The sequence below is a fragment of the Flavobacterium labens genome (assembly GCF_048286755.1).
GTDB lineage: Bacteria > Bacteroidota > Bacteroidia > Flavobacteriales > Flavobacteriaceae > Flavobacterium.
The window spans coordinates 88582-109997 of record NZ_JBLVPL010000005.1 but is presented as its reverse complement, the minus strand read 5'-3'; the positions used below and the strand labels follow the sequence as shown (position 1 = coordinate 109997).

General features: G+C 33.5%; 17 protein-coding genes. All 17 read left to right on the top strand.

The genetic code is table 11. The annotated features are described in order from the left end of the window. Nucleotides 1-5: 5 nt before the first annotated feature. The 17 genes from ACNQF8_RS11975 to ACNQF8_RS11895 all read left to right on the top strand — a co-directional run bounded on the left by ACNQF8_RS11975 (nt 6) and on the right by ACNQF8_RS11895 (nt 21412). Nucleotides 6-1400 carry a sensor histidine kinase gene (locus tag ACNQF8_RS11975; protein ID WP_417953633.1) on the top strand — a complete coding sequence of 465 codons (1395 nt, stop codon included), beginning with the start codon at nt 6-8 and terminating at the stop codon, nt 1398-1400. Nucleotides 1401-1457: 57 nt separating this feature from the next. Then, a complete protein-coding gene (locus tag ACNQF8_RS11970) occupies nt 1458-5792 on the top strand; it encodes a CusA/CzcA family heavy metal efflux RND transporter (RefSeq protein ID WP_417953632.1) in 4335 nt (1444 codons plus the stop codon). Nucleotides 5793-5802: 10 nt separating this feature from the next. Further along, complete coding sequence (locus tag ACNQF8_RS11965) at nt 5803-6918, top strand: efflux RND transporter periplasmic adaptor subunit (protein ID WP_417953631.1); 1116 nt, start codon at nt 5803-5805, stop codon at nt 6916-6918. Nucleotides 6919-6933: 15 nt separating this feature from the next. Further along, entirely contained in the window at nt 6934-8052 is a 1119-nt protein-coding gene (locus ACNQF8_RS11960) for a VIT1/CCC1 transporter family protein (RefSeq protein ID WP_417953630.1), read from the top strand. Nucleotides 8053-8103: 51 nt separating this feature from the next. Continuing rightward, on the top strand, nt 8104-8613 hold the full coding sequence (locus ACNQF8_RS11955; protein WP_315209945.1) for a DUF2231 domain-containing protein: 510 nt from the start codon (nt 8104-8106) through the stop codon (nt 8611-8613). A 277-nt stretch (nt 8614-8890) separates the two neighbouring features. After that, nucleotides 8891-9748 (top strand): ATP phosphoribosyltransferase, encoded by an 858-nt coding sequence (hisG, locus tag ACNQF8_RS11950; RefSeq protein WP_315209942.1) that lies wholly within the window; start codon nt 8891-8893, stop codon nt 9746-9748. Between the two features lie 58 nt (nt 9749-9806). Beyond that, complete coding sequence (hisD, locus tag ACNQF8_RS11945) at nt 9807-11099, top strand: histidinol dehydrogenase (protein WP_417952481.1); 1293 nt, start codon at nt 9807-9809, stop codon at nt 11097-11099. Further along, complete coding sequence (gene hisC, locus ACNQF8_RS11940) at nt 11089-12138, top strand: histidinol-phosphate transaminase (RefSeq protein WP_417952480.1); 1050 nt, start codon at nt 11089-11091, stop codon at nt 12136-12138. Before hisD ends, hisC begins: the two co-directional genes overlap by 11 nt. A gap of 24 nt (nt 12139-12162) precedes the next feature. Further along, on the top strand, nt 12163-13299 hold the full coding sequence (gene hisB, locus ACNQF8_RS11935) for a bifunctional histidinol-phosphatase/imidazoleglycerol-phosphate dehydratase HisB (RefSeq protein ID WP_417952479.1): 1137 nt from the start codon (nt 12163-12165) through the stop codon (nt 13297-13299). 63 nt (nt 13300-13362) lie between these two features. Continuing rightward, nucleotides 13363-13944 carry an imidazole glycerol phosphate synthase subunit HisH gene (gene hisH, locus ACNQF8_RS11930; protein ID WP_417953629.1) on the top strand — a complete coding sequence of 194 codons (582 nt, stop codon included), beginning with the start codon at nt 13363-13365 and terminating at the stop codon, nt 13942-13944. Nucleotides 13945-14083: 139 nt separating this feature from the next. Further along, the gene (hisA, locus tag ACNQF8_RS11925) at nt 14084-14812 is read left to right on the top strand and encodes a 1-(5-phosphoribosyl)-5-[(5-phosphoribosylamino)methylideneamino]imidazole-4-carboxamide isomerase (RefSeq protein ID WP_099715510.1); all 729 of its coding nucleotides are present in this window, start codon (nt 14084-14086) and stop codon (nt 14810-14812) included. Next, complete coding sequence (gene hisF / locus ACNQF8_RS11920; protein ID WP_417953628.1) at nt 14806-15561, top strand: imidazole glycerol phosphate synthase subunit HisF; 756 nt, start codon at nt 14806-14808, stop codon at nt 15559-15561. Before hisA ends, hisF begins: the two co-directional genes overlap by 7 nt. An 82-nt stretch (nt 15562-15643) precedes the next feature. Beyond that, nucleotides 15644-16243: a bifunctional phosphoribosyl-AMP cyclohydrolase/phosphoribosyl-ATP diphosphatase HisIE gene (gene hisIE / locus ACNQF8_RS11915; protein WP_417952475.1), complete on the top strand. Its 600-nt coding sequence runs from the start codon at nt 15644-15646 to the stop codon at nt 16241-16243. Between the two features lie 132 nt (nt 16244-16375). Next, nucleotides 16376-17512 carry an alpha/beta hydrolase gene (locus tag ACNQF8_RS11910; protein WP_417952474.1) on the top strand — a complete coding sequence of 379 codons (1137 nt, stop codon included), beginning with the start codon at nt 16376-16378 and terminating at the stop codon, nt 17510-17512. Between the two features lie 52 nt (nt 17513-17564). Continuing rightward, the gene (locus tag ACNQF8_RS11905; RefSeq protein WP_417952473.1) at nt 17565-18998 is read left to right on the top strand and encodes a leucyl aminopeptidase family protein; all 1434 of its coding nucleotides are present in this window, start codon (nt 17565-17567) and stop codon (nt 18996-18998) included. 3 nt (nt 18999-19001) lie between these two features. Beyond that, nucleotides 19002-20216, top strand: a complete 1215-nt coding sequence (locus ACNQF8_RS11900; protein ID WP_417952472.1) for an ATP-grasp domain-containing protein — start codon at nt 19002-19004, stop codon at nt 20214-20216. Nucleotides 20217-20365: 149 nt separating this feature from the next. Further along, a complete protein-coding gene (locus tag ACNQF8_RS11895) occupies nt 20366-21412 on the top strand; it encodes an alkaline phosphatase D family protein (protein WP_417953627.1) in 1047 nt (348 codons plus the stop codon). The last annotated feature ends 4 nt before the right edge of the window (nt 21413-21416 follow it).

The following is a 21416-nucleotide window of genomic DNA, read 5'->3' as shown; positions in this document are numbered from 1 at the left end:
TAAAAATGCAACAACTTTCCTTTAAAAATAGAATTGCTTCTAACTATATTGTTACCACAGCTTTATTGATTTTTGTGGTTTTCTGTATCATTTATTCTATTGTTAAATTCAGTGTTTACAGTCATGTTAACAACGATATTACCAGTGAAGTTGAAAAACATCTCAGTGAAATTGTAATTGTTGAAGATAGTTTTCGTCTGATTCATGAGGAAGAATGGAAGGAAAGGGAACACAACACACTAGACGTAAATCCGGTATTTATTCAGTTTGTAGATCAAAATAGAAATGTGATTGAAAAATCACCTAATCTTAAAAAATCTACTTTAATTTTTGATAAAAAAAATGCGGAGAACAAACTTTTTGACACCAAATTAGCGAATAACGCAATCCGTCAAATTCAGGTTCCTATTTATCAAAAAAACAAAAGAATTGGATATATCATGATTGCCATGTCACTGGAATATGCAACAATGGTACTCAACAATTTATCGGAAGTATTGATAATTGCCTATCCTGTAATTCTCATAGTATTGTTTTTTATTGCTCGATTTTTTGCCGGAAAGAGTATAAAACCGATTAGTTCCATCATCACAACTTCTAATATTATTACCAAAGACAATCTAACTTCCCGAATTCCGTTACCGCAAAACCGTGATGAATTGTTTGTTTTATCTCAAACGATAAACAATTTATTAGACCGAATAGAAACTGCCATTGAACGCGAAAAGCAATTTACTTCTGATGCATCGCATGAATTAAGAACGCCATTAACTGTAATCAAAGGAACCTTGGAAGTTTTGATTCGCAAACCTAGAGATCACGCTGAATATGAAGAAAAAATTAATTTTTGTGTCACAGAAGTTAATCGCTTGAATCATTTAGTAGATCAATTGCTCTTATTGGCTCGATTTGAAAACCAAAAGCAAACCTTAAAAACGGAGAAAGTTTATCTAAATGCTTTATTTTTAGATACTATCGCCCGAAACTCCACTGTTGTTCAATCTAAAAATATTACAGTTTCGACTGAATTTGCGCAGGATTATTATTTAGAAACGGATAGTTATTTATTTTCGATAGTGATTAATAATTTGATATCTAATGCATTAAAATATTCAAATCAAAATGGGAATTTGATTGTCACTATAAAATCTATCGATTCTAAAATTGAATGTCAGATTAGTGATTCCGGAATTGGAATACCGGCAGAGGATTTAGAAAAAATATTCAATCAGTTTTACCGTTCAAAATCCAGTAATCACCTAGAGATTAAAGGAACAGGATTAGGGTTATCTATCGTAAAAAGATTGTGTTCCTTGCTCAACATTGATATTGCAATTAGCAGCGAGGAAAATATTGGAACTACCGTAATTTTAAGTTTATTTGAAGCAGACCTTAAGTAGTTCTTAAGGAAATCCTTATCTTTAAACCCTACTTTTGAGGTGTAAAATAAGATAAAAATGCTCGAAAAAATAATTGCTTTTAGCTTAAAAAACAAACTGATTGTCTTACTCTTTACTTTGGGAGTTTTTGGATTTGGTTTGTTTTCTGTTTTCCAAATATCTATTGGAGCAGTTCCAGATGTTACGAACAACCAAGTTCAGGTAATTACCACTTCTCGTAATCTTTCTACACAAGACATCGAACAGTTTATCACCTATCCGGTTGAGATTGAAATGGCTAATTTGCCAGGTGTTAAAGAAATTCGATCTATTTCAAAATTTGGTTTATCTGTTGTCACGATTGTTTTTGATGAAAATTTAGGAACTTATCTTCCAAGACAACTTATAGCCGAAAAAATAAAAACTGCTTCGGAAAAAATTCCTCAAGGTTTTGGAACACCTGAAATGGGACCAATTACTACAGGACTTGGCGAAATTTATCAATATACTTTAGAAGTAAAACCAGAATTCAAAAACAATTATTCCGTTACTGATTTACGAACCATACAGGATTGGGTGGTAAAACGTCAATTATCAGGAATAAAAGGTGTTGTAGAAATCAATACATGGGGAGGTTTTTTGAAACAATACGAAATTGCCATTAATCCGTCAAGTTTGAAAGCCATGAACATCACTACTTCGGATGTTTTTACGGCACTAGAAAAAAATAATAGTATAGCTGGTGGCGCCTATATCGAAAAAGTTAATCAAAGTTATTTTATTCGAGGTGAAGGAAAGGTAAATTCACTGCAAGATATTGAAAACATAGTCGTTAAAAACACTAATGGATTGCCCGTTTATATCAAGAATGTGGCTCAAGTTAGGTTTGGTCATGCCAATCGTTTTGGTGCAATCACGGGTAATGGAGAAGGCGAAAAAGTCTTGGGCCAAGTGATGATGCTCAAAGGAGGAAATTCAAAACAAGTTATTAGCGATGTTAAAGACAGGGTAATTGAAATAGAAAAATCCTTGCCTGATGGCGTGTACATCAATGGTTTTCTGGAACGAAGTGAATTGGTTGGAAAAACCACTTTTACCGTTGCCGAAAACCTAATTTTAGGATGCTTAATTGTAATTTTTGTCGTGGTTTTATTGCTAGGAAACTGGCGCTCCGGATTGGTGGTAGCATCCGTAATTCCGTTATGCTTATTATTTGCCATTTCATTTATGAATATTTTTGGCATCGATGCCAATTTGATGAGTCTTGGAGCCATTGATTTTGGAATTATCATCGATGGTGCAGTAATTATTGTCGAGTTTATTGCTTTCCAAATTGCAAATAAATCGGCTCATTTAGTGAATCTTAACAAAGAAGAACGCCAGCTGGAAATTGACCAAATCACCTATAAAAGTGCTTCCAAAATGATGAATTCGGCTATTTTTGGCCAGTTGATTATTCTGATTGTTTTTATTCCAATCCTATCCTTATCTGGAATCGAAGGTAAAATGTTCAAACCGATGGCTATGACGTTTAGTTTTGCATTATTAGGCGCGATGATTTTCTGTTTTACCTATGTTCCAGTCGTTTCTTCTTTGTTTTTGAAACCAAAAGAAGAAAATCCAAATTCATTATCCAGTAAATTAATTCGCAAACTCAACTCCTGGTATTTACCCATAATTACTTGGGCAATAAGCAATACCAAAAAAGTATTGTATGGTGCATTAGGATTATTATTGCTGGCCGTAGGATTATTTGCAACGATGGGAGGAGAATTTATTCCTACGCTAGATGAAGGAGATTTTGTAATTCAGCCGGTTTTAAAAACAGGAACTTCTTTGACAAAAACAATTGCGATAACGACCAAAATAGAGAAAATAATCCTTAAGAATTTCCCGGAAGTCACACAAGTTGTTAGCAGAATTGGAGCTGCCGAAGTGCCTACAGACCCAATGTCTATGGAAGAAAGTGACGTAATTGTAAAATTAAAACCCAAATCTGAATGGACTTCGGCTGCTACCAAAGATGAATTGGCAGATAAAATAAAAGAAGCTTTAGAAAATCAAATTCCGAATATGGAAATCGAATTTACACAGCCTATCGAAATGCGTTTCAACGAATTAATTTCTGGAACCCGTTCTGATGTGGCGGTTAAAGTTTTTGGTGAAGACTTAAATATTTTGGCACAAAAAGCGCATGAAATCAAAAATGCTATTGCAAAAGTAGAAGGCGCTTCGGATATTATTATCGAAAAAACAGAAGGTTTACCACAAATGTCAGTCGTTTATGATCGTTCAAAAATTGCCCGTTACGGTTTGAATATTGCTGATTTAAACGAAATGATTGCACTTGGCTTTGCCGGAAAAACCGTTGGAAATGTTTTTGAAGGAGAGAAACGTTTTGATTTGGTAATCCGTTTGGATCAAGCAAACCGTCACGACATTGAAGATTTACGTAATTTATATGTTCCAACACCTAACGGGGAGCAAATTCCGTTGAGCGAATTGGCTTCCATCGAATATACTGAAGGTCCCGCAAAAATTTCTAGAGACAATACTAATAGAAGAATTGTAGTGGGAATCAACGTTCGGAATCGTGATTTACAAAGTGTAGTTACCGATATTCAGAAAATTGTAGATAATCAAATTAAATTACCAGCAGGTTATTACGTGAAATACGGCGGACAATTTGAAAATTTGCAAAGTGCCAAAGCCCGATTGATGATTGCAGTTCCTATCGCTTTATTTTTGATTTTTATCCTTTTATATTTTGCATTTGGCTCCGTAAAAGAAGCATTAATGGTATATTCAGCAATTCCTTTATCAGCAGTTGGTGGCGTTTTGTTTTTATGGATGCGTGATTTGCCGTTCAGTATTTCGGCAGGTGTTGGTTTCATTGCTCTTTTTGGAATTGCAGTATTAAACGGAATTGTCCTAATCGAACATTTTAAAGAACTCAAACACCAAGGCATGAAAGACATCGATGCATTAATTTTAAAAGGAACAACCGATAGATTACGTCCGGTTTTATTAACTGCTTCGGCTGCTGCATTAGGATTTTTACCAATGGCAATTTCATCTTCGGCTGGTGCCGAAGTGCAACGACCATTAGCAACGGTAGTCATTGGCGGATTGTTTACTGCAACTATCTTGACGATGATTGTATTGCCTATTTTATATAAGGTTTTTGATAGTCAAGCCTTCAAAAAAGCAAAGTTTAAGAAACATCAAAGTTCCACTTATTTCATTTTGTTATTGTTGAGTTCTTCATTGGCTTTTTCACAAAATACTAATCCAGAATTGGATAGCTTATTGTCAAAAGCAATTCAAAATAATAAAGGAATTAAAGCGGCTCAATTGCAAGTGGATAAAACAAAAGCCAACATCAAAACGGCAAATACTTTTGATAAAACCAATATTTATTACAGTTACGATCAAAATAATTTGGCACTAAATAACGAGCCTTTACGAGTATTTGGCGTACAGCAACGTTTTTCTTTTCCAACGGTTTACGGAGCGCAGAAAAAAGTATTTTCTTCTGAATATGAAAGGGAAAAAGCCAATTTTGATATTCAAAAAAACAAACTTTCTTTAGCTGTTTCTAAATCGTATCAGCATATCGTTTATTTGCAACATCAAGAAAAACTATATCAATATTTGGATAGTTTGTACCAAAATTTCTCTAAAGCAAGCGACAGACGTTTTGAATTAGGAGAAACTAATTATCTGGAAAAAATTACGGCTCAAGCTAAATTCAGACAAATTAGAACTAAGCTTTCACAAATTGAGAATGACAAAAAAGCACAATACGAACTGTTGCAATCCTTGCTTCAAAACGATGAAATAATATCAATAAGTAGTAATTCAATTATGCCTCTAAATACTTTTATTGATGCAACAAGTAATTCATTTTATAATGCTTACTTAGAAAGTGTTACTGAAAATTATAAAAACCAGATAGAACTGCAAAAACAACATTGGCTACCGGATATTAACTTGGATTATTTTCAAGGAAGAAATAATGGTTTATCACAATCGTTGTATGGTTTTCAAGTTGGTTTAGCAGTACCGATTTTATTCTCGGGACAAGTTGCTAAAAGTAAAGTCGCACAACTTGAATTACAAAGTTGGGAACAACAAAAGCTAAACGAGGAAGTAAAAATAGAAAAGTTCATCAATCAAAAAAAGAACGAATTAGCCAAACATCAAGAAGCCATAAATTATTACAATACGTATGGCAAAAAATTATCGGATGAGATCATTAAGGTAGGGAATAACAGTTATAAACATGGTGAAATTGATTTTTTCCAATACATCCAAAGTTTAGAAAATGCCACAACCATTCAAGTGGATTATTTAGATACTATTTTACAATTCAACCAAACCCAATTAGATTTACAATACCTAAATTTTTAAATAATAACTAATGAAAAAATCTCTATATATAATCGCTTTATCTCTTGTTTTATTTTCTTGCAAAGAATCAAAAACAGAAGAAGTGGAACAAAAAGACAACGGTTTGACAACTGTAACTTCTGCTCAATTCAAATCTTCAAGAATGGAGATTGCGAGTCCAACAGAACAGGATTTTGATGTTACGGTAAAAGCATCTGGAAAAATTGACGTACCACCACAAAACAGAGCTAAAGTAAACACTTTTATGGGCGGTTATGTGAAATCAACAACGCTTTTGGTTGGAAATAAAGTAACAAAAGGACAAGCTTTATTAACGCTACAAAATACCGAATTTCTGGATATTCAAAAAGAGTATATGGAAGTGGCTGAGCAACTTAATTTCTTGAAATCAGAATACGACCGTCAAAAAACCTTGTACGATGAAAAAATCACTTCGCAAAAAAACTACTTAAAAGCCGAAAGCGAGTATAAAAGAGCTAAAGCCATGCATCAAAGTTTACGTGCCAAATTAGTGCTTTTGAACATTAATGCTAGAAATGTAGAGAAAGGAATTTTGACTTCAACAATCACTATTTTTTCTCCAATAACGGGTGATATCGTAATCATGAATGCCAATGTGGGAATGTATGTAGCACCTTCGGATGTGATTTTAGAAATTGTCGATACAGATCACTTACATTTAGAATTAGCTGTTTTTGAAAAAGATATTTTGAATGTGAAAATTGGGCAAAAAATACATTTTAAAGTTCCTGAAGCTTCAAAAGATGTTTTTAATGCCGAAGTACATTTGGTTGGAAAATCAATAGAAGGGAATGACAGAACGATTAATATTCACGGACATTTAGACGATGCGATAAAACAAAAACTGTTGACGGGAATGTTTGTAGAAGCTGGAATAATTATCGATTCAAAAAAAGCTTTAGCGATTCCTTCTGAAGCATTAGTTACTGAAAACAACAAAAATTTCGTACTTTTATTGGACAATGAAAAAAACGGGTATTCATTCAAGAAAGTAAGTGTTACAATAGGTGAGAAGTCTGAAAATTTTGTCGAAATACTTCCAAATACTTTAATCAATTCTTCTTCAAGAATTTTAACAAAGGGGGTTTTCGATTTGGTTAATTAATAAAAAGCAAATAAAATGGATTTGAATAAACTAAAAGATCAATTACAAACAGAAGTCGATACTGCTTTTTTATATGACAGTATTGCCGCTATTCAATCGGATGATAATCTTTCAAGAGTATTATTGAGTTTGGGTGAAATTGAAAAAGGACACGCGAAACACATGTTTGATAAAGTGTTGACTTTGGAACCAAATTACAAAATGCCTTTGCCATCAGGAAGAGCTAAATTTCAATTGAAGTTGGGTAAAATCTTTGGTTACAGTTCTATAATTAGCAGCCTTTCCAATATTGAAAAACAATTTGCAGTAAATTCAATTAAAAATAAACTTAAAAGCGGAGAGAAACCAACAGGTTTTGAGCACAATCATCTTAATATTATTGAAGCAGTAAATAATAATGCTGCCTTGAATGTTTCCGGTGGCTTATTGTCTAAATTTGAAAGCAGGCATAAATCAGTAGGCGGAAATGCATTGCGTGCCGCCGTTTTAGGATCTAATGATGGATTGGTTTCTAATATGAGTTTGGTCATGGGAGTTGCTGGTGCGGCTGTTTCTAATGATACGATATTATTAACTGGTATTGCGGGACTTTTGGCAGGAGCAATTTCAATGGCTTTGGGTGAATGGCTTTTGGTACAAAGTTCGAGAGAATTAAACCAGCGCCAAATTGATTTGGAAACCGAAGAATTGGAAGCATCTCCCGAAGAAGAGAAAAAAGAACTAGTTTTATTGTATCAGGCCAAAGGAATGAATGTTGTTGAAGCACAAAAACTGGCTGACAAAGCTTTTGAAAATCCTCAAACGGCGATTGATGCCATTATCACGGAGGAATTAGGAATTGACAAAGAAGAATTAGGAGGATCAGCCTGGGAAGCAGCAACAGCTTCGTTTGTGCTTTTTGCCATTGGAGCCATTATTCCATTATATCCTTTTATGTTTTTAGATGGAAAAAATGCTATTTTATTAAGTGTAGGAAGCAGTGTTGTTGGACTTTTTGGAATAGGTGCCGCAATTACTCTGTTGACAGGAAAAAGCATTTTATTTTCTGGATTTAGGCAAGTTTCTTTTGGACTGGTAGCAGCAGCGGTAACTTATGGAATTGGTTCCTTGATTGGAGTTTCATTAGCAGGATAACAAATTTGCTTTTTATAAATCAATAGAATATAAACTTTAAATTAAAAAATTATGAATGATGCTCATTTACATATGGTTGTTAACCATTTTCCAATTATTGGAACTTTTTTAGGAATAGGAATTTTAATCGCTGGAATGATTTTAAAGAATGATTCGGTAAAAAATACGGCTTACGTTTTATTTATTGTTGCAGCCATTTTTGGTGCATTTAGTATGGGAACTGGTGAAGGAGCAGAGGAGATGGTTGAAGATTTTCCAAATATTGGTAAAGCAATTATCCATGAACACGAAGAGCTCGCGGAGAAATTTGCTTTAGTACTTTATGTAACCGGAGTTTTCGCATTGATTTCATTGGGCGCAGCTATAAAAAAGTTTCGATTAGCTAAAATATTTTCATTTATTACGCTTATTTTAGCTTTAATAAGTGGAATTATATCAATAAATGTTGGCACATCCGGAGGAGAAATTCGTCACACTGAGATTAGGGAAGACAGCGCCGTTTCTGCACCGTTGAATGAGAATCCATCTGCTACAAAAGAATATAAAGAAGATGACAAATAATTTTAATTTAACAAAAATCACTAGTTAAGTTAAAATTAAAATTGCTTTTAAAAAAAATAATATCTTATATTTGCAAAAGAATTAAAACAAGCACACTAAAATGTTTACAAATCAATTACATCATCATCATTTTCATTATTGCTCTCAAGCGATGTGTTAATGGTATGTGTGTAAATCATCATATTCTAAAAACCCGTTTGAGTACATCAAACGGGTTTTTTATTACCCAATATTTGTACTCAATCAAAATATTTTAAACAAAAACAAAAAAGACAAAATGAGTACATTAAAAATTGCAATTCAAAAATCAGGACGTTTAAACGAAGACAGCATTCAAATTCTAAAAGATGCAGGTATTTCAATTGATAACGGTATTGACCAATTAAAAGCCGAAGCATCAAATTTTCCTCTTGAAGTTCTCTATTTAAGAAATTCCGATATTCCTCAATATTTGATTGATGGAGTTGTAGATATTGCTATTGTTGGCGATAATCTTTTAGTCGAAAAAGGAGGGGATATAGAAGTAATTCAAAAATTAGGTTTTTCAAAATGTAAAGTATCTGTTGCTGTGCCAAAAGCATTTGATTACAAATCTGTTAAGGATTTAGAAGGTATGCGCATTGCGACTTCATACCCTAAAACAGTACTTGATTTTTTTAATTCTAAAGGCGTAACAGTCGATATTCACCAGATATCAGGTTCGGTTGAAATAGCTCCAAACATTGGTCTAGCCGATGCTATTGTTGATATTGTTTCGAGCGGTAGTACTTTATTCAAGAACAATCTGAAAGAGGTTGAAGTTATTTTTAAAAGTGAAGCAGTTTTAGCTGTTTCTCCAAAAGTAAGTCCTGAATCTCAAAAAATAATCGACACTTTAAAATTCAGAATCGAATCCGTTTTGAGAGCTAGAAAATCGAAGTATATTTTGATGAATATTCCAAATGACAAAATTGATGCTGTTGGAAAAATTCTTCCTGTACTAAGAAGTTTAACCGTTTTGCCACTGGCACAAGAAGGGTGGAGCAGCGTACACTCTGTAATCGATAAAGATACTTTCTGGGATGTGATTGATCAGTTGAAAGAAGTTGGAGCCGAAGGGATTTTGGTTTGTCCAATTGAAAAAATGGTACTTTAAGAATTATGAGTTTAAAAACGGAATAATTCTATTATTTAATCTTTGAATAAAATTAAAAATGAATAAAATATACAATCCAAAAGCAGAATCTTGGCGCTCAATTTTAGAGCGTCCTACTAAAACTATTGATGATATTGAAGCCACTGTAAAAGAAATTTTCAATGAAGTTCAAAAGAAAGGTGATACTGCTGTTGCAAAATACACGTCGCTTTTTGATGGCGCAAAAATCGATACCATTGAAGTTTCAAAAGCTGAAATTGATTTGGCAATTGCTTCCGTTTCTCCAGAGTTAAAAGAAGCTATTGAATTAGCCAAATCTAATATTTCAAAATTTCACATTGCTCAAAAAACAGAAAGAGTTGCTGTAGAAACAATCGAAGGAGTTAACTGCTGGCAGGAAAAAAGACCTATTCAAAAGATAGGATTGTATATTCCTGGAGGAACTGCTCCATTATTTTCTACTGTTTTAATGCTTGCTGTTCCTGCAGAAATTGCAGGTTGCAATGAAATTGTTTTATGTTCTCCTCCAGATAAAAACGGTGCTATAAATCCCGCTATTTTGTATGCCGCAAATTTATGTGGTGTGACTAAAATATTAAAAGTAGGCGGAATTCAGGCTATTGCAGGAATGACTTTTGGAACGGAAACAATTCCTAAAGTGTATAAAATCTTTGGTCCTGGAAATCAATTTGTGACTGTGGCTAAACAACTCGCAACTCAGTTTGGAGTAGCAATCGATATGCCAGCCGGTCCATCAGAATTATTAATTGTTGCTGATGATAGTGCAGTCCCAGCTTTTGTAGCTTCGGATTTATTGTCTCAAGCAGAACACGGAGCGGACAGTCAGGTAATTTTAGTTTCAACCTCTAAAAAATTAATTGATGCCGTAGAGACTGAAATCCAAATACAGATAGAAGCTTTACCAAGAAAAGCCATCGCTGAAAAAGCAATTGCGAATTCAAAGTTAATTTTTGTTGAAAATGATAAAATTGCCCTAGAATTAATCAATGAATACGGACCGGAACACTTTATTATTTGTTCTGAATTTGATGATTTTTACAGCAATGGTGTTCAAAACGCAGGTTCGGTATTCATCGGGAATTATACACCTGAAAGTGCTGGAGATTATGCGTCAGGAACCAATCATACGTTGCCAACTAATGGTTATGCCAAGAATTATAGCGGTGTAAATTTAGATAGTTTTACTAAAACAATGACTTTTCAAAAAATATCTCAAAAAGGTATACAAAACATCGGTAAAGCAATCGAAATCATGGCAGAAGCCGAAGGTTTACAAGCACACAAAAATGCAGTTACATTACGATTAAAAGCGATGGAAGATGGAAAATAATTTCGATATAAATACTATAGTCAGAGAAAACGTAAAGCAATTGAAACCGTATTCTTCCGCACGTGATGAATTTGAGGATTTTGATACTGCAGATATGATTTTCTTGGATGCCAATGAAAATCCGTTTGAAAATGGCGTAAACAGGTATCCAGACCCACAACAAATGAATGTAAAGGAGATTTTGGCAAAACAAAGAAATGTCAAAACGAATCAAATTTTGCTTGGAAACGGAAGTGATGAAGTATTGGATTTGTTATTCAGGGCTTTTTGTGAACCAAAAACGGACAATGTAATTACTTTGCCACCAACCTACGGAATGTATGGCGTTTTGGCTAATATTAATGCAGTAGAAAACAAGGAAGTACTACTTTCAGAAGACTTTCAACCTCAAATTGAGAAAATCATGGAAGCTATTGACTCTAATACTAAAATCATCTTTTTGTGTTCTCCAAATAACCCAACAGGGAATTCCTTTTCGGATGAAAGTGTTGCGTATCTTTTGCAAAATTTCAAAGGATTAGTGGTGATTGATGAAGCGTATATCGATTTTTCGAAGAAAGAAAGTTGGATTAATGAATTAGATGAGTATCCAAATTTAGTTATTACCCAAACATTATCAAAGGCTTATGGTTTAGCAGGAATTAGATTGGGAATTTGTTATGCATCTGCAGAAGTAATTTCGGTTTTAAATAAAATAAAACCACCGTATAATGTAAATGAACTGACTCAAAAAAGAGCGTTAGAAAGACTGGATGATGCAGCTAAAATAAAATCTGAAATTGATTCTATTATAAAACAAAGAAAGGAATTACTTAAAGTATTACTTAATGTGAATTTTGTCGAAAAAATCTATCCAACAGAAGCAAATTTTATTTTGGTAAAGGTAGATGACGCCAATAAGAGATATGCTGAATTGATTGCAAAAGGAATCGTAATTCGAAACAGAACAACCCAACCGTTATGCGATAATTGTCTGCGCTTAACCGTTGGAACAGAAAAAGAAAACATGAAACTAATTGAGGTGTTAAAACAACTTTAAACCTTAAACTTTAAACTTTTTTTAATGAAAAAAATACTTTTTATAGATCGTGACGGAACAATGGTTTTAGAACCAAATGATTATCAATTAGACAGTTTTGAAAAATTAGAATTTTATCCAAACGCTTTTCAATATCTTGGAAAAATAGCAAAGGAATTGGATTTTGAATTGGTGATGGTGACGAATCAAGACGGTTTGGGAACAGATTCTCATCCAGAAGCCAATTTTTGGCCGGTACATAATTTAATCATGAAAGCTTTTGAAAATGAAGGAGTGGTTTTCAAAGAAGTGTTTATCGATAAGACTTTTCCTTACCAAAATGCACCAACTCGCAAACCTGCGACTGGAATGTTGACACAGTATATTGACAATCGAGAATATGATTTAATAAATTCATTCGTAATAGGTGATAGAATAACTGATGTGGAATTAGCAAAAAACTTAGGTTCAAAAGCTATTTTTATTAACAGAGATGAAGCTTTGGGAGGAGATGAAATATCTTCTAAAAGACACGAATTGGATTCGGTTATTGCTTTACAAACTACTGATTGGAAAGCTATTTATGAGTTTTTGAAATTAGAAGAACGTTCGGCTTCAATAGAGAGAAAAACTAATGAAACGGATATTTTTATCAACTTAAACCTGGATGGAACAGGAAAAAGCAAAATCGAAACTGGAATTGCCTTTTTTGACCACATGCTGGACCAAATAGCTCGCCACGGACAAATGGACTTGGAAATACTTGTAAAAGGCGATTTAGAAGTTGATGAACATCATACGATTGAAGATACTGCGATTGCACTTGGAGAAGTTTTTGCGAAAGCATTAGGAAATAAATTAGGAATTGAACGTTACGGTTTTTGTTTACCAATGGACGATTGTTTAGCACAAGTGGCTATTGATTTTGGAGGTCGAAACTGGCTGGTTTGGGAAACTGAATTCAAACGCGAAATGGTTGGAAAAATGCCAACAGAGATGTTCTTTCATTTCTTTAAATCATTCTCAGATGGTGCGAAAGCAAACATCAATATCAAAGCAGAAGGAACGAACGAGCATCACAAGATTGAAGCCATTTTTAAAGCATTTGCAAAAGCAATAAAAGTAGCAGTAAAACGAGATACTGAAAAGATGATTTTGCCAAGTACAAAAGGAATGTTGTAAAATTGTTTAAAGTTTCAGGTTGACTCGAGCAACTTTAAACTTTAAACTTGAAACAAAAATAAAATGAAAATTGTCATTATAAATTACGGCGCAGGAAATATTCAAAGCATAATGTTTGCAATCGAAAGATTGGGATTCAAAGCGGTTTTGAGTAATAATCCAGACGAAATAAAGGCTGCCGATAAAGTTATTTTTCCGGGTGTTGGTGAGGCTAGTTCAGCAATGAAAATGCTTTTAGAAAGCGGTTTAGAAACTTTGATTCCAACTTTGAAACAACCCGTTTTAGGAATTTGTCTGGGTATGCAATTGATGTGCAACAAATCGGAGGAAGGGAATACTAAAGGTTTAGGAATTTTTGATGTAGATGTTGTGAAATTTACTTCAAAAGTCAAAGTGCCACAAATGGGCTGGAATACTATTTATAATCTAAAATCGGATTTATTCAAAGAAATTTCAGAAAACGAATACATGTATTTGGTACATAGTTTTTATGCTCCTCTTTGTGTCGAAACCATTGCCACAACCAATTACGAGCTTGAATATTCCTCTGCATTGGAAAATAATAATTTCTACGGAACACAATTTCACCCGGAAAAAAGTGGTGATGTTGGAGAACAAATCCTTGGAAACTTTTTGAAGTTATAAATTTCAATGGCAATAGCAAAATTCAATGGCAATAGCAAAATTCAATAGCAATAACAATGAGGATAGTAAGTGAGATTGCTTCGTTCCTCGCAATGACAAATCTGAAATCAAAAATCGTTAATCTTCAATCTAAAATCCAATGAGAATAATACCCGCAATAGATATCATAGAAGGAAAATGTGTTCGCTTATCAAAAGGAGATTACAATACCAAAATCATATACAATGAAAATCCGCTTGAGGTGGCAAAATCATTTGAAGCACACGGAATTGAATATTTACATTTGGTTGATTTAGATGGTGCAAAGTCAAGCCAGATTGTGAATTATAAAATACTGGAGCAAATAGCTACTCAAACAAAATTGAAAATTGATTTTGGTGGTGGATTAAAATCGGATTCCGATTTAAAGATTGCGTTTGAAAGTGGTGCGAATCAAATAACCGGTGGAAGTATTGCCGTGAAGAATAGAGAACTATTCGAAAAATGGATTGCAGAATATGGTTCTGATAAAATCATTTTGGGAGCAGATGCTAATAATGAAAAAGTAGCTGTTTCAGGTTGGTTGGAAGATTCTAACGAAGATTTAATTCCATTTATACAAGATTATCAAAGTAAAGGTATTCAATATGTAATTTGTACGGATATTGCCAAAGACGGTATGCTTGAAGGGCCATCGTTTGATTTATATGCAAAAATTTTAGCGGAAGCCAAAGGAATAAAACTAATTGCTTCTGGAGGAATTTCTACTTTTGACGAGTTACCCAAACTAGCCGAATTAGGTTGTGAAGGAACTATAATCGGAAAGGCAATTTATGAAGGACGTATTTCATTGAAACAATTGGAAAACTATATATTAGAAAAATGTTAACAAAAAGAATTATTCCCTGTCTCGATATAAAAAACGGAAGAACCGTAAAAGGTGTTAATTTTGTAGACTTGCGTGATGCAGGAGATCCGGTGGAATTAGCCAAAATATATTCGGATGAAGGTGCTGATGAATTGGTTTTCTTGGATATTTCGGCAACGGAAGAAAGAAGAAAAACCTTAGTTGATTTGGTTCGAAAAGTAGCTTCTACAATAAATATTCCATTTACCGTTGGTGGTGGAATTTCGTCTGTTGAAGATGTAGAAGTTTTATTGCAAAACGGAGCAGATAAGGTTTCCATCAATTCATCGGCAGTGAAAAATCCGCAGCTGATTAATGATTTGGCACAGAAATTTGGAAGCCAATGTGTCGTTGTTGCGATTGACGCCAAACAAATTGATGGCCAATGGATTGTTCATTTGGTGGGTGGAAAAGTGCCTACAGAAAAGAATTTATTTGATTGGGCAAAAGAAGTTGAACAACGTGGAGCAGGTGAAATTCTATTCACATCAATGGATAATGACGGAACTAAAAACGGTTTTGCCAATGAAGCTTTGGCAACACTTTCGGAATTAGTTAATATTCCCATTATTGCTTCTGGCGGTGCGGGAAACATACAACATTTTGTAGATATTTTTTTACATGGAAAAGCTGACGCAGCATTGGCGGCAAGCGTATTTCATTTTAAAGAAATTGAAATCAAGACATTAAAAACAGCCCTTAAGAACAACAATATTGAAGTTAGAATATAAAAATAGATAATAGAATAAAGAGAAAAGATAATCTGATTAGATGATTTTCAATCTTTAAATTTTAAATCTTTAAATAAAAAACATGAACATAGATTTCTCAAAAAATACAGACGGATTAATTCCAGCCATAATTCAAGACAGCGAAACTAAAACAGTTTTGATGTTGGGTTTCATGAATGCCGAAGCATATCAAAAAACGGTTGATACTAAAAAAGTAACCTTTTATAGTCGCACAAAACAAAGACTTTGGACAAAAGGCGAGGAAAGTGGTAATTTTTTAAATCTGATTGACATCAAAAATGACTGTGATAACGATACCTTGTTGATTCAGGTAAAACCAGAAGGACCAACATGTCACAAAGGAACTGATACGTGTTGGGCGGATGAAAACAAAGCTGATTATGGCTTTATTTCGGATTTAGAAGATACAATCCAACTTCGAAGAGAAAATGCTGATTCTGAGAAAAGTTATGTTGCTTCTTTATTTAAATTAGGGATGAACAAAATCGCGCAGAAAGTAGGCGAAGAAGCGATAGAAGTGGTTATTGAAGCAAAAGATGACAACGATGATTTGTTTTTGAGTGAAAGTGCCGATTTGCTTTTTCACTATCTTATTTTACTGCAAGCCAAAGGATTTAAGCTAAATAATGTTGTTGAAGTCTTAAAAAGTCGTCAGAAATAGAAATTTTTTTTAAAGATTTTCCATTAATAAAACCCAATAGTAAATGAATATACTATTGGGTTTTCTTTTATTTCAAATGGTAATCCACTATATTTACTATTATTTTAAAATAAGAGTACCACAATGCAAGTGATGAATTTAGATATTACCACATTGATACAAGAATTAAACGATCCAATATTAAATACGGGGCTTTATATAATACTTACGACTGACGAAGACGATGCAAGGCCTGTTTATATTTCAGGAAATTTCAATAATTGGCGTACTCAGGACAAGGAGTTTATGATGGAGAAAATTGGGAATAACCTATACCATTATAAATTTTTGCATGATTTTGATTATCCTGCCGAGCTTTTGTATAAATTTACTAAAGGCGATTGGAGTGAAGTAGAAATCGACAGTCATGGTAATCGAACCGAAAATCGTTCAACTTTAGCGCATACTGGTATTCAAAAAGAACATGTTGCGAGATGGAGAAAAAATTGGTTGCCATTTAAACAATCTTTTTTGCCACAAGTTCAGTTGATATCGGATGAATTTGAAATCCCACAACTCAACAAAACAAGAAAAATTTGGGCTTTATTACCTCATGATTATGATAATTCAAGTGAAAGTTATCCAGTCATGTATTTGCAGGATGCCCAAAATTTATTTAATGAAAAGGCTGAATTTGGCAATTGGGAAATTGACAAAAAACTGGCGGTTATGTCTGAGTATAAAATTGGGAAAATTATAATTATAGCCATTGAGCACGCTGAAGAAGATCGAATAAAAGAATATAATGTTGGGAAAACAGTATTGGGAAAGGGACAAGGAAAAAAATACATCCGATTTGTGACCGACACATTAAAACCATTTGTTGACAGCAATTTTAGAACTAAAAAAGAACGAGAGTTTACCGGAATAGGAGGGAGCTCGATGGGTGGATTGGTTAGTATTTTTAGTGGATTAAGAAACCCGGAAGTGTATGGAAAATTAATGATTTTTTCACCATCGCTTTGGGTAGTTCCAGAACTGAAAATTAACCCAAAGAAAGCCAATACTGCCGATACTAAAATTTATTTGTATGCCGGTGGCGATGAAAGCAAAACAATGATTGAACACATAAAAAGTTTTAAAGATAATTTGATTTCAAGTGAATTTGTAAAAGACAAATCAAAAATAAACCTAAGTATTAACAGGCAAGGAAAACATAGTGAAACCTACTGGAGTGATGAATTTCCTAAAGCAATAGAATGGTTATTTTTTAATACAAAAGAGTCGTAAAAGTCCATTTATAAGGTCTTGAATTAAAAGGGACAAAAAATTAAAAGAACAAATGAAAACAAATACACTACAAAACGTAACTGATTTTTCAGGAACAATTTTGATTCCGGTTTTTGAAACATACTCAAAAAGTATTGTTCCTATAACTTTTAATGGATTAGAAGTAACATCAAAAGTTTTTTTCGGTAAAAAAGACACGCATTATTTAGCCGAAAAAAATAACAATACATATGTTTTTATCGGCCTGGGAAAAGAGATAGATTATAAATCATTGAAAACTACTTTTCGTCGTATTTCATCGAAGCAAAAAGAAAATTTCAGTTCGAATGTTGCTTTAGTTATTCCAGAACAATTCACTCAGGATCACGTTGAAGCTATGATTTCGGGTTTGCTTTTAGGAACGTATGATTTAGGTCATTTTAAATCGGATAAAAATGTGCATCCTTTTTTAGAACCAGATTTTAGCTTGAATTTAGTTTCAGAAAAAGATTATTTGGCTACAGCAAAAAAAGGAATTAAAATTGCCAAAGCGCAATTAGCAACTTATAATTTGGTCGATTTACCGCCAAATACTGTTAATCCAAAATATCTCGCAAATTGGGCTAAAGAAACTGGAAAAAAATATGGCTTTGATGTAGAAGTTCTTGGTTATGAAGCTTCAAAAATTGCAGGTCTTGGCGCATTTTTAGCAGTTGGAAAAGGAAGTGAAAATGAGCCTCAATTTATCATTATGAATTACACTCCTACAACCGAAGTGGAACACCTAAAACATGTTGGTTTAGTTGGGAAAGGAATCACCTTTGATACTGGAGGTTTAAATATAAAAACAGCCGGAATGCTTCATATGAAGTGTGATATGGCTGGTGGTGGTGCTGTTTTTGGGGCTATGCAATTGATTGCTGATCTGCAATTGCCCGTAAAAGTAACTGCAATTGTCCCTTGTGCTGAAAATTCTGTTGATGCTAAATCATTTTTACCAAGTGATGTGATTCATAGTTATAGCGGACATTCGATTGAAATCATCGATACAGATGCTGAAGGAAGACTCATTTTAGCAGATGGATTATCGTATTTAATTAAAAATTTTAAACCGGAATATATTGTGGATATCGCCACACTTACCGGAAGCAGCGTTGGTACTTTTGGTTATGAATGTGGTGCTTTGTTTACCAATAATACAGAAATGGCTAAAAAACTACAAGAAAATGGCGATGCAATAGGAGAGCGTTTGTGGCCTTTACCGCTTTGGGACGCTTATAAATCAGATATTGAAAGTGATATTGCTGATGTAAAAAATTATAGTGGAAAACCAGTTGCAGGAGCAATAAGTGCCGCTAAATTTTTAGAATATTTCACCCAAGAGCATAAAGCTTGGGCTCATCTTGATGTAGCAGGTGTAGCATTTGGCGATGATGAATTTGCTAAAAGTAAGCATGCTACAGGGTATGGAGTTCATTTATTAACTAAATTCATTGAAAATTTATAACGTATGGAAAACTCTAAAACCTTCCTTTGTATTTCAAATTATTTCAAGGGTGCCGATTTTTTAATTAATTTAAAAAAGTTAGGTAACAAAGTCTATTTAGTGACGAGCGAAAAACTGAGAGACAAACCATGGCCACATCAACATATTGATGAGATTTTTTATATGGAAGGCCACGATGTCGATTGGAATTTAGAACATTTGCTCTTAGGTGTGGGTAATTTTATGAAGTCAACTAAAATTGATTCCATTGTAGCACTAGATGATTATGATGTTGAAAAAGCTACGTATCTAAGGGAAAATCTTCGTATTGACGGAATGGGACAAACTACGGGACGTTATTTTAGAGATAAATTGGCAATGAGAATGAGAGCCAAAAGTTGTGGAATTCCTATTCCTGCTTTTTGTTCGTTATTTAACGATCATGACATCAATACTTTTGCAGATACGATTCAAGCTCCGTGGGTTTTGAAACCACGTTCAGAAGCTTCGGCTGCAGGAATTATAAAAATATATGATAAAGAGAGTTTGTGGATTCACATTAATGAAATGGGTAATAACAGATTCAAATATTTATTAGAACAATTCAAACCTGGCGATGTGTATCATTGTGATAGTTTGATTTCTGATAGCAAAGTAATCTTTAGTTTAACTTCGAAATATTTAGCCACACCAATGGAAATTTCACAAGGTGGTGGTGTTTTCCGTTCTTCAAATATTAAATACAATTCAGAAGATGATAAAGCCATAAAAAAATTAAATGAACAAGTAATGAAAGGCTTCGGACTGAAACATGGGGCTGCTCATACAGAATTTATAAAAAGTAATGAAGATGGTCAGATTTACTTTTTGGAAACTTCTTCAAGAGTAGGAGGAGCACATTTGGCAGAAATGGTAGCTGAAGCTTCTAACATCAATTTATGGAAAGAATGGGCAGCTATTGAAGATGCATTGGCTAAAGGAACCAAATATGTTTTACCAAAAGTCAAAAAAGAATATGCAGGGATTGTTCTAACGTTGTCAAAATTCCAGCATCCTAATTTATCTTCGTTTTCAGATCCTGAAGTTTGCTTTAAAGTTCCACTAGAATATCATGCAGGTCTTATTGTAAAATCAGATAAACAAGAAAGAGTTTTAGAATTATTGGAGGATTATGGCAATCGCTTAGCTATTGATTTTACTGCTGTAGTAGAACAAAGTAGAGTGACTAACCTGCATTAATCATTGGTTTAAAATCTATAAAAAAAGCGACTATCTCATGAAGAATAGTCGCTTTTTTATTAAACTGTACTTAAAGTTGAACTTAACTGATTTTTATATCTTCGTAGAAAATTTAAAAATTAAACAGATTTTTATACTACTAATACCATATGAAAAAAGCACTTTTTATTTTTAGTTTTTTTGCCTTTATTGGTTGTAAAACGCAGGATACAAAACCTACTATTATAACTGAAAAACCGATTCAAAATAAGTTCTTCACGGTTGCTTTTGGTTCTTGCGACGACCAGAAAATTAAGAATGAGCTTTGGCCAGTGATAGAGGAAAATCATCCGTCCGTATGGATTTGGGGAGGTGATAATGTGTATTCGGATACTGAGGATATGCAGTTTCTTAAAAAAAATTATGAAATTCAGAAACAAGATTCAGATTATCTCAAGTTCATTAAAGACAAAATTATATTAGGAACATGGGATGATCATGATTATGGAGCGAATGACGGCGGTGAAGAATATCCTTTTAAAAGAAAAAGCCAGCAGTTATTACTGGATTTTTTAGATACTTCAAAGAATACTCCTGAGCGAAAAAGAGATGGTGTTTATACAGCCAAAACTATTGCCGTAAATGGAAATAAAGTCAAAATAATTGTATTGGATTCCCGTTTTTTTAGAACTAAACTAACGAAAGCCACCGATTCTAAAAAACGTTTTCAACCCAATAAATACGGTGAAGGAACGGTGTTAGGAAATGCACAATGGAAATGGTTGGAAAAAGAACTTCAAAATTCTGATGCACAATTTAATGTAATCGTCAGCAGTATTCAATTTCTATCAGATATACATGGTTTTGAAGCTTGGGGAAATTTCCCTCATGAAATAGAAAAACTAGAGAAATTGATTGTTTCGACGAAAGCAAAAGGTACTTTTATAATCTCTGGAGACCGCCATATTGCAACTTTTTCTTCCAAAAATGTTTCTGGATTATCCTATCCTTTAGTCGATTTTACTTCAAGCGGATTAACGCATACTTACGCTTCCTTTTCAGGTGAAGAAAATCCTTATGTGAAAGGACAAGTTATCAAAGATATTAATTTTGGTTTATTAAAATTTGATTTTGAAAGCAACAAGGTAATCATGCAAATTAGAGGAAAAGATAATAAGCTGTTGCAAGAATATGTTCAAATCTATCCTGGAAAATAAATTT

What these genes read in the sequence shown, in the direction of transcription:
- hisC (WP_417952480.1), top strand. Translation starts at nt 11,089, where the DNA reads ATGGAAAATAATTTCGATATAAATACTATAGTCAGAGAAAACGTAAAG.
- ACNQF8_RS11960 (WP_417953630.1), top strand. Translation starts at nt 6,934, where the DNA reads ATGGATTTGAATAAACTAAAAGATCAATTACAAACAGAAGTCGATACT.
- ACNQF8_RS11970 (WP_417953632.1), top strand. Translation starts at nt 1,458, where the DNA reads ATGCTCGAAAAAATAATTGCTTTTAGCTTAAAAAACAAACTGATTGTC.
- ACNQF8_RS11955 (WP_315209945.1), top strand. Translation starts at nt 8,104, where the DNA reads ATGAATGATGCTCATTTACATATGGTTGTTAACCATTTTCCAATTATT.
- hisG (WP_315209942.1), top strand. Translation starts at nt 8,891, where the DNA reads ATGAGTACATTAAAAATTGCAATTCAAAAATCAGGACGTTTAAACGAA.
- hisH (WP_417953629.1), top strand. Translation starts at nt 13,363, where the DNA reads ATGAAAATTGTCATTATAAATTACGGCGCAGGAAATATTCAAAGCATA.
- ACNQF8_RS11900 (WP_417952472.1), top strand. Translation starts at nt 19,002, where the DNA reads ATGGAAAACTCTAAAACCTTCCTTTGTATTTCAAATTATTTCAAGGGT.
- ACNQF8_RS11975 (WP_417953633.1), top strand. Translation starts at nt 6, where the DNA reads ATGCAACAACTTTCCTTTAAAAATAGAATTGCTTCTAACTATATTGTT.
- hisF (WP_417953628.1), top strand. Translation starts at nt 14,806, where the DNA reads ATGTTAACAAAAAGAATTATTCCCTGTCTCGATATAAAAAACGGAAGA.
- hisIE (WP_417952475.1), top strand. Translation starts at nt 15,644, where the DNA reads ATGAACATAGATTTCTCAAAAAATACAGACGGATTAATTCCAGCCATA.
- ACNQF8_RS11895 (WP_417953627.1), top strand. Translation starts at nt 20,366, where the DNA reads ATGAAAAAAGCACTTTTTATTTTTAGTTTTTTTGCCTTTATTGGTTGT.
- hisD (WP_417952481.1), top strand. Translation starts at nt 9,807, where the DNA reads ATGAATAAAATATACAATCCAAAAGCAGAATCTTGGCGCTCAATTTTA.
- ACNQF8_RS11965 (WP_417953631.1), top strand. Translation starts at nt 5,803, where the DNA reads ATGAAAAAATCTCTATATATAATCGCTTTATCTCTTGTTTTATTTTCT.
- ACNQF8_RS11905 (WP_417952473.1), top strand. Translation starts at nt 17,565, where the DNA reads ATGAAAACAAATACACTACAAAACGTAACTGATTTTTCAGGAACAATT.
- hisA (WP_099715510.1), top strand. Translation starts at nt 14,084, where the DNA reads ATGAGAATAATACCCGCAATAGATATCATAGAAGGAAAATGTGTTCGC.
- ACNQF8_RS11910 (WP_417952474.1), top strand. Translation starts at nt 16,376, where the DNA reads ATGAATTTAGATATTACCACATTGATACAAGAATTAAACGATCCAATA.
- hisB (WP_417952479.1), top strand. Translation starts at nt 12,163, where the DNA reads ATGAAAAAAATACTTTTTATAGATCGTGACGGAACAATGGTTTTAGAA.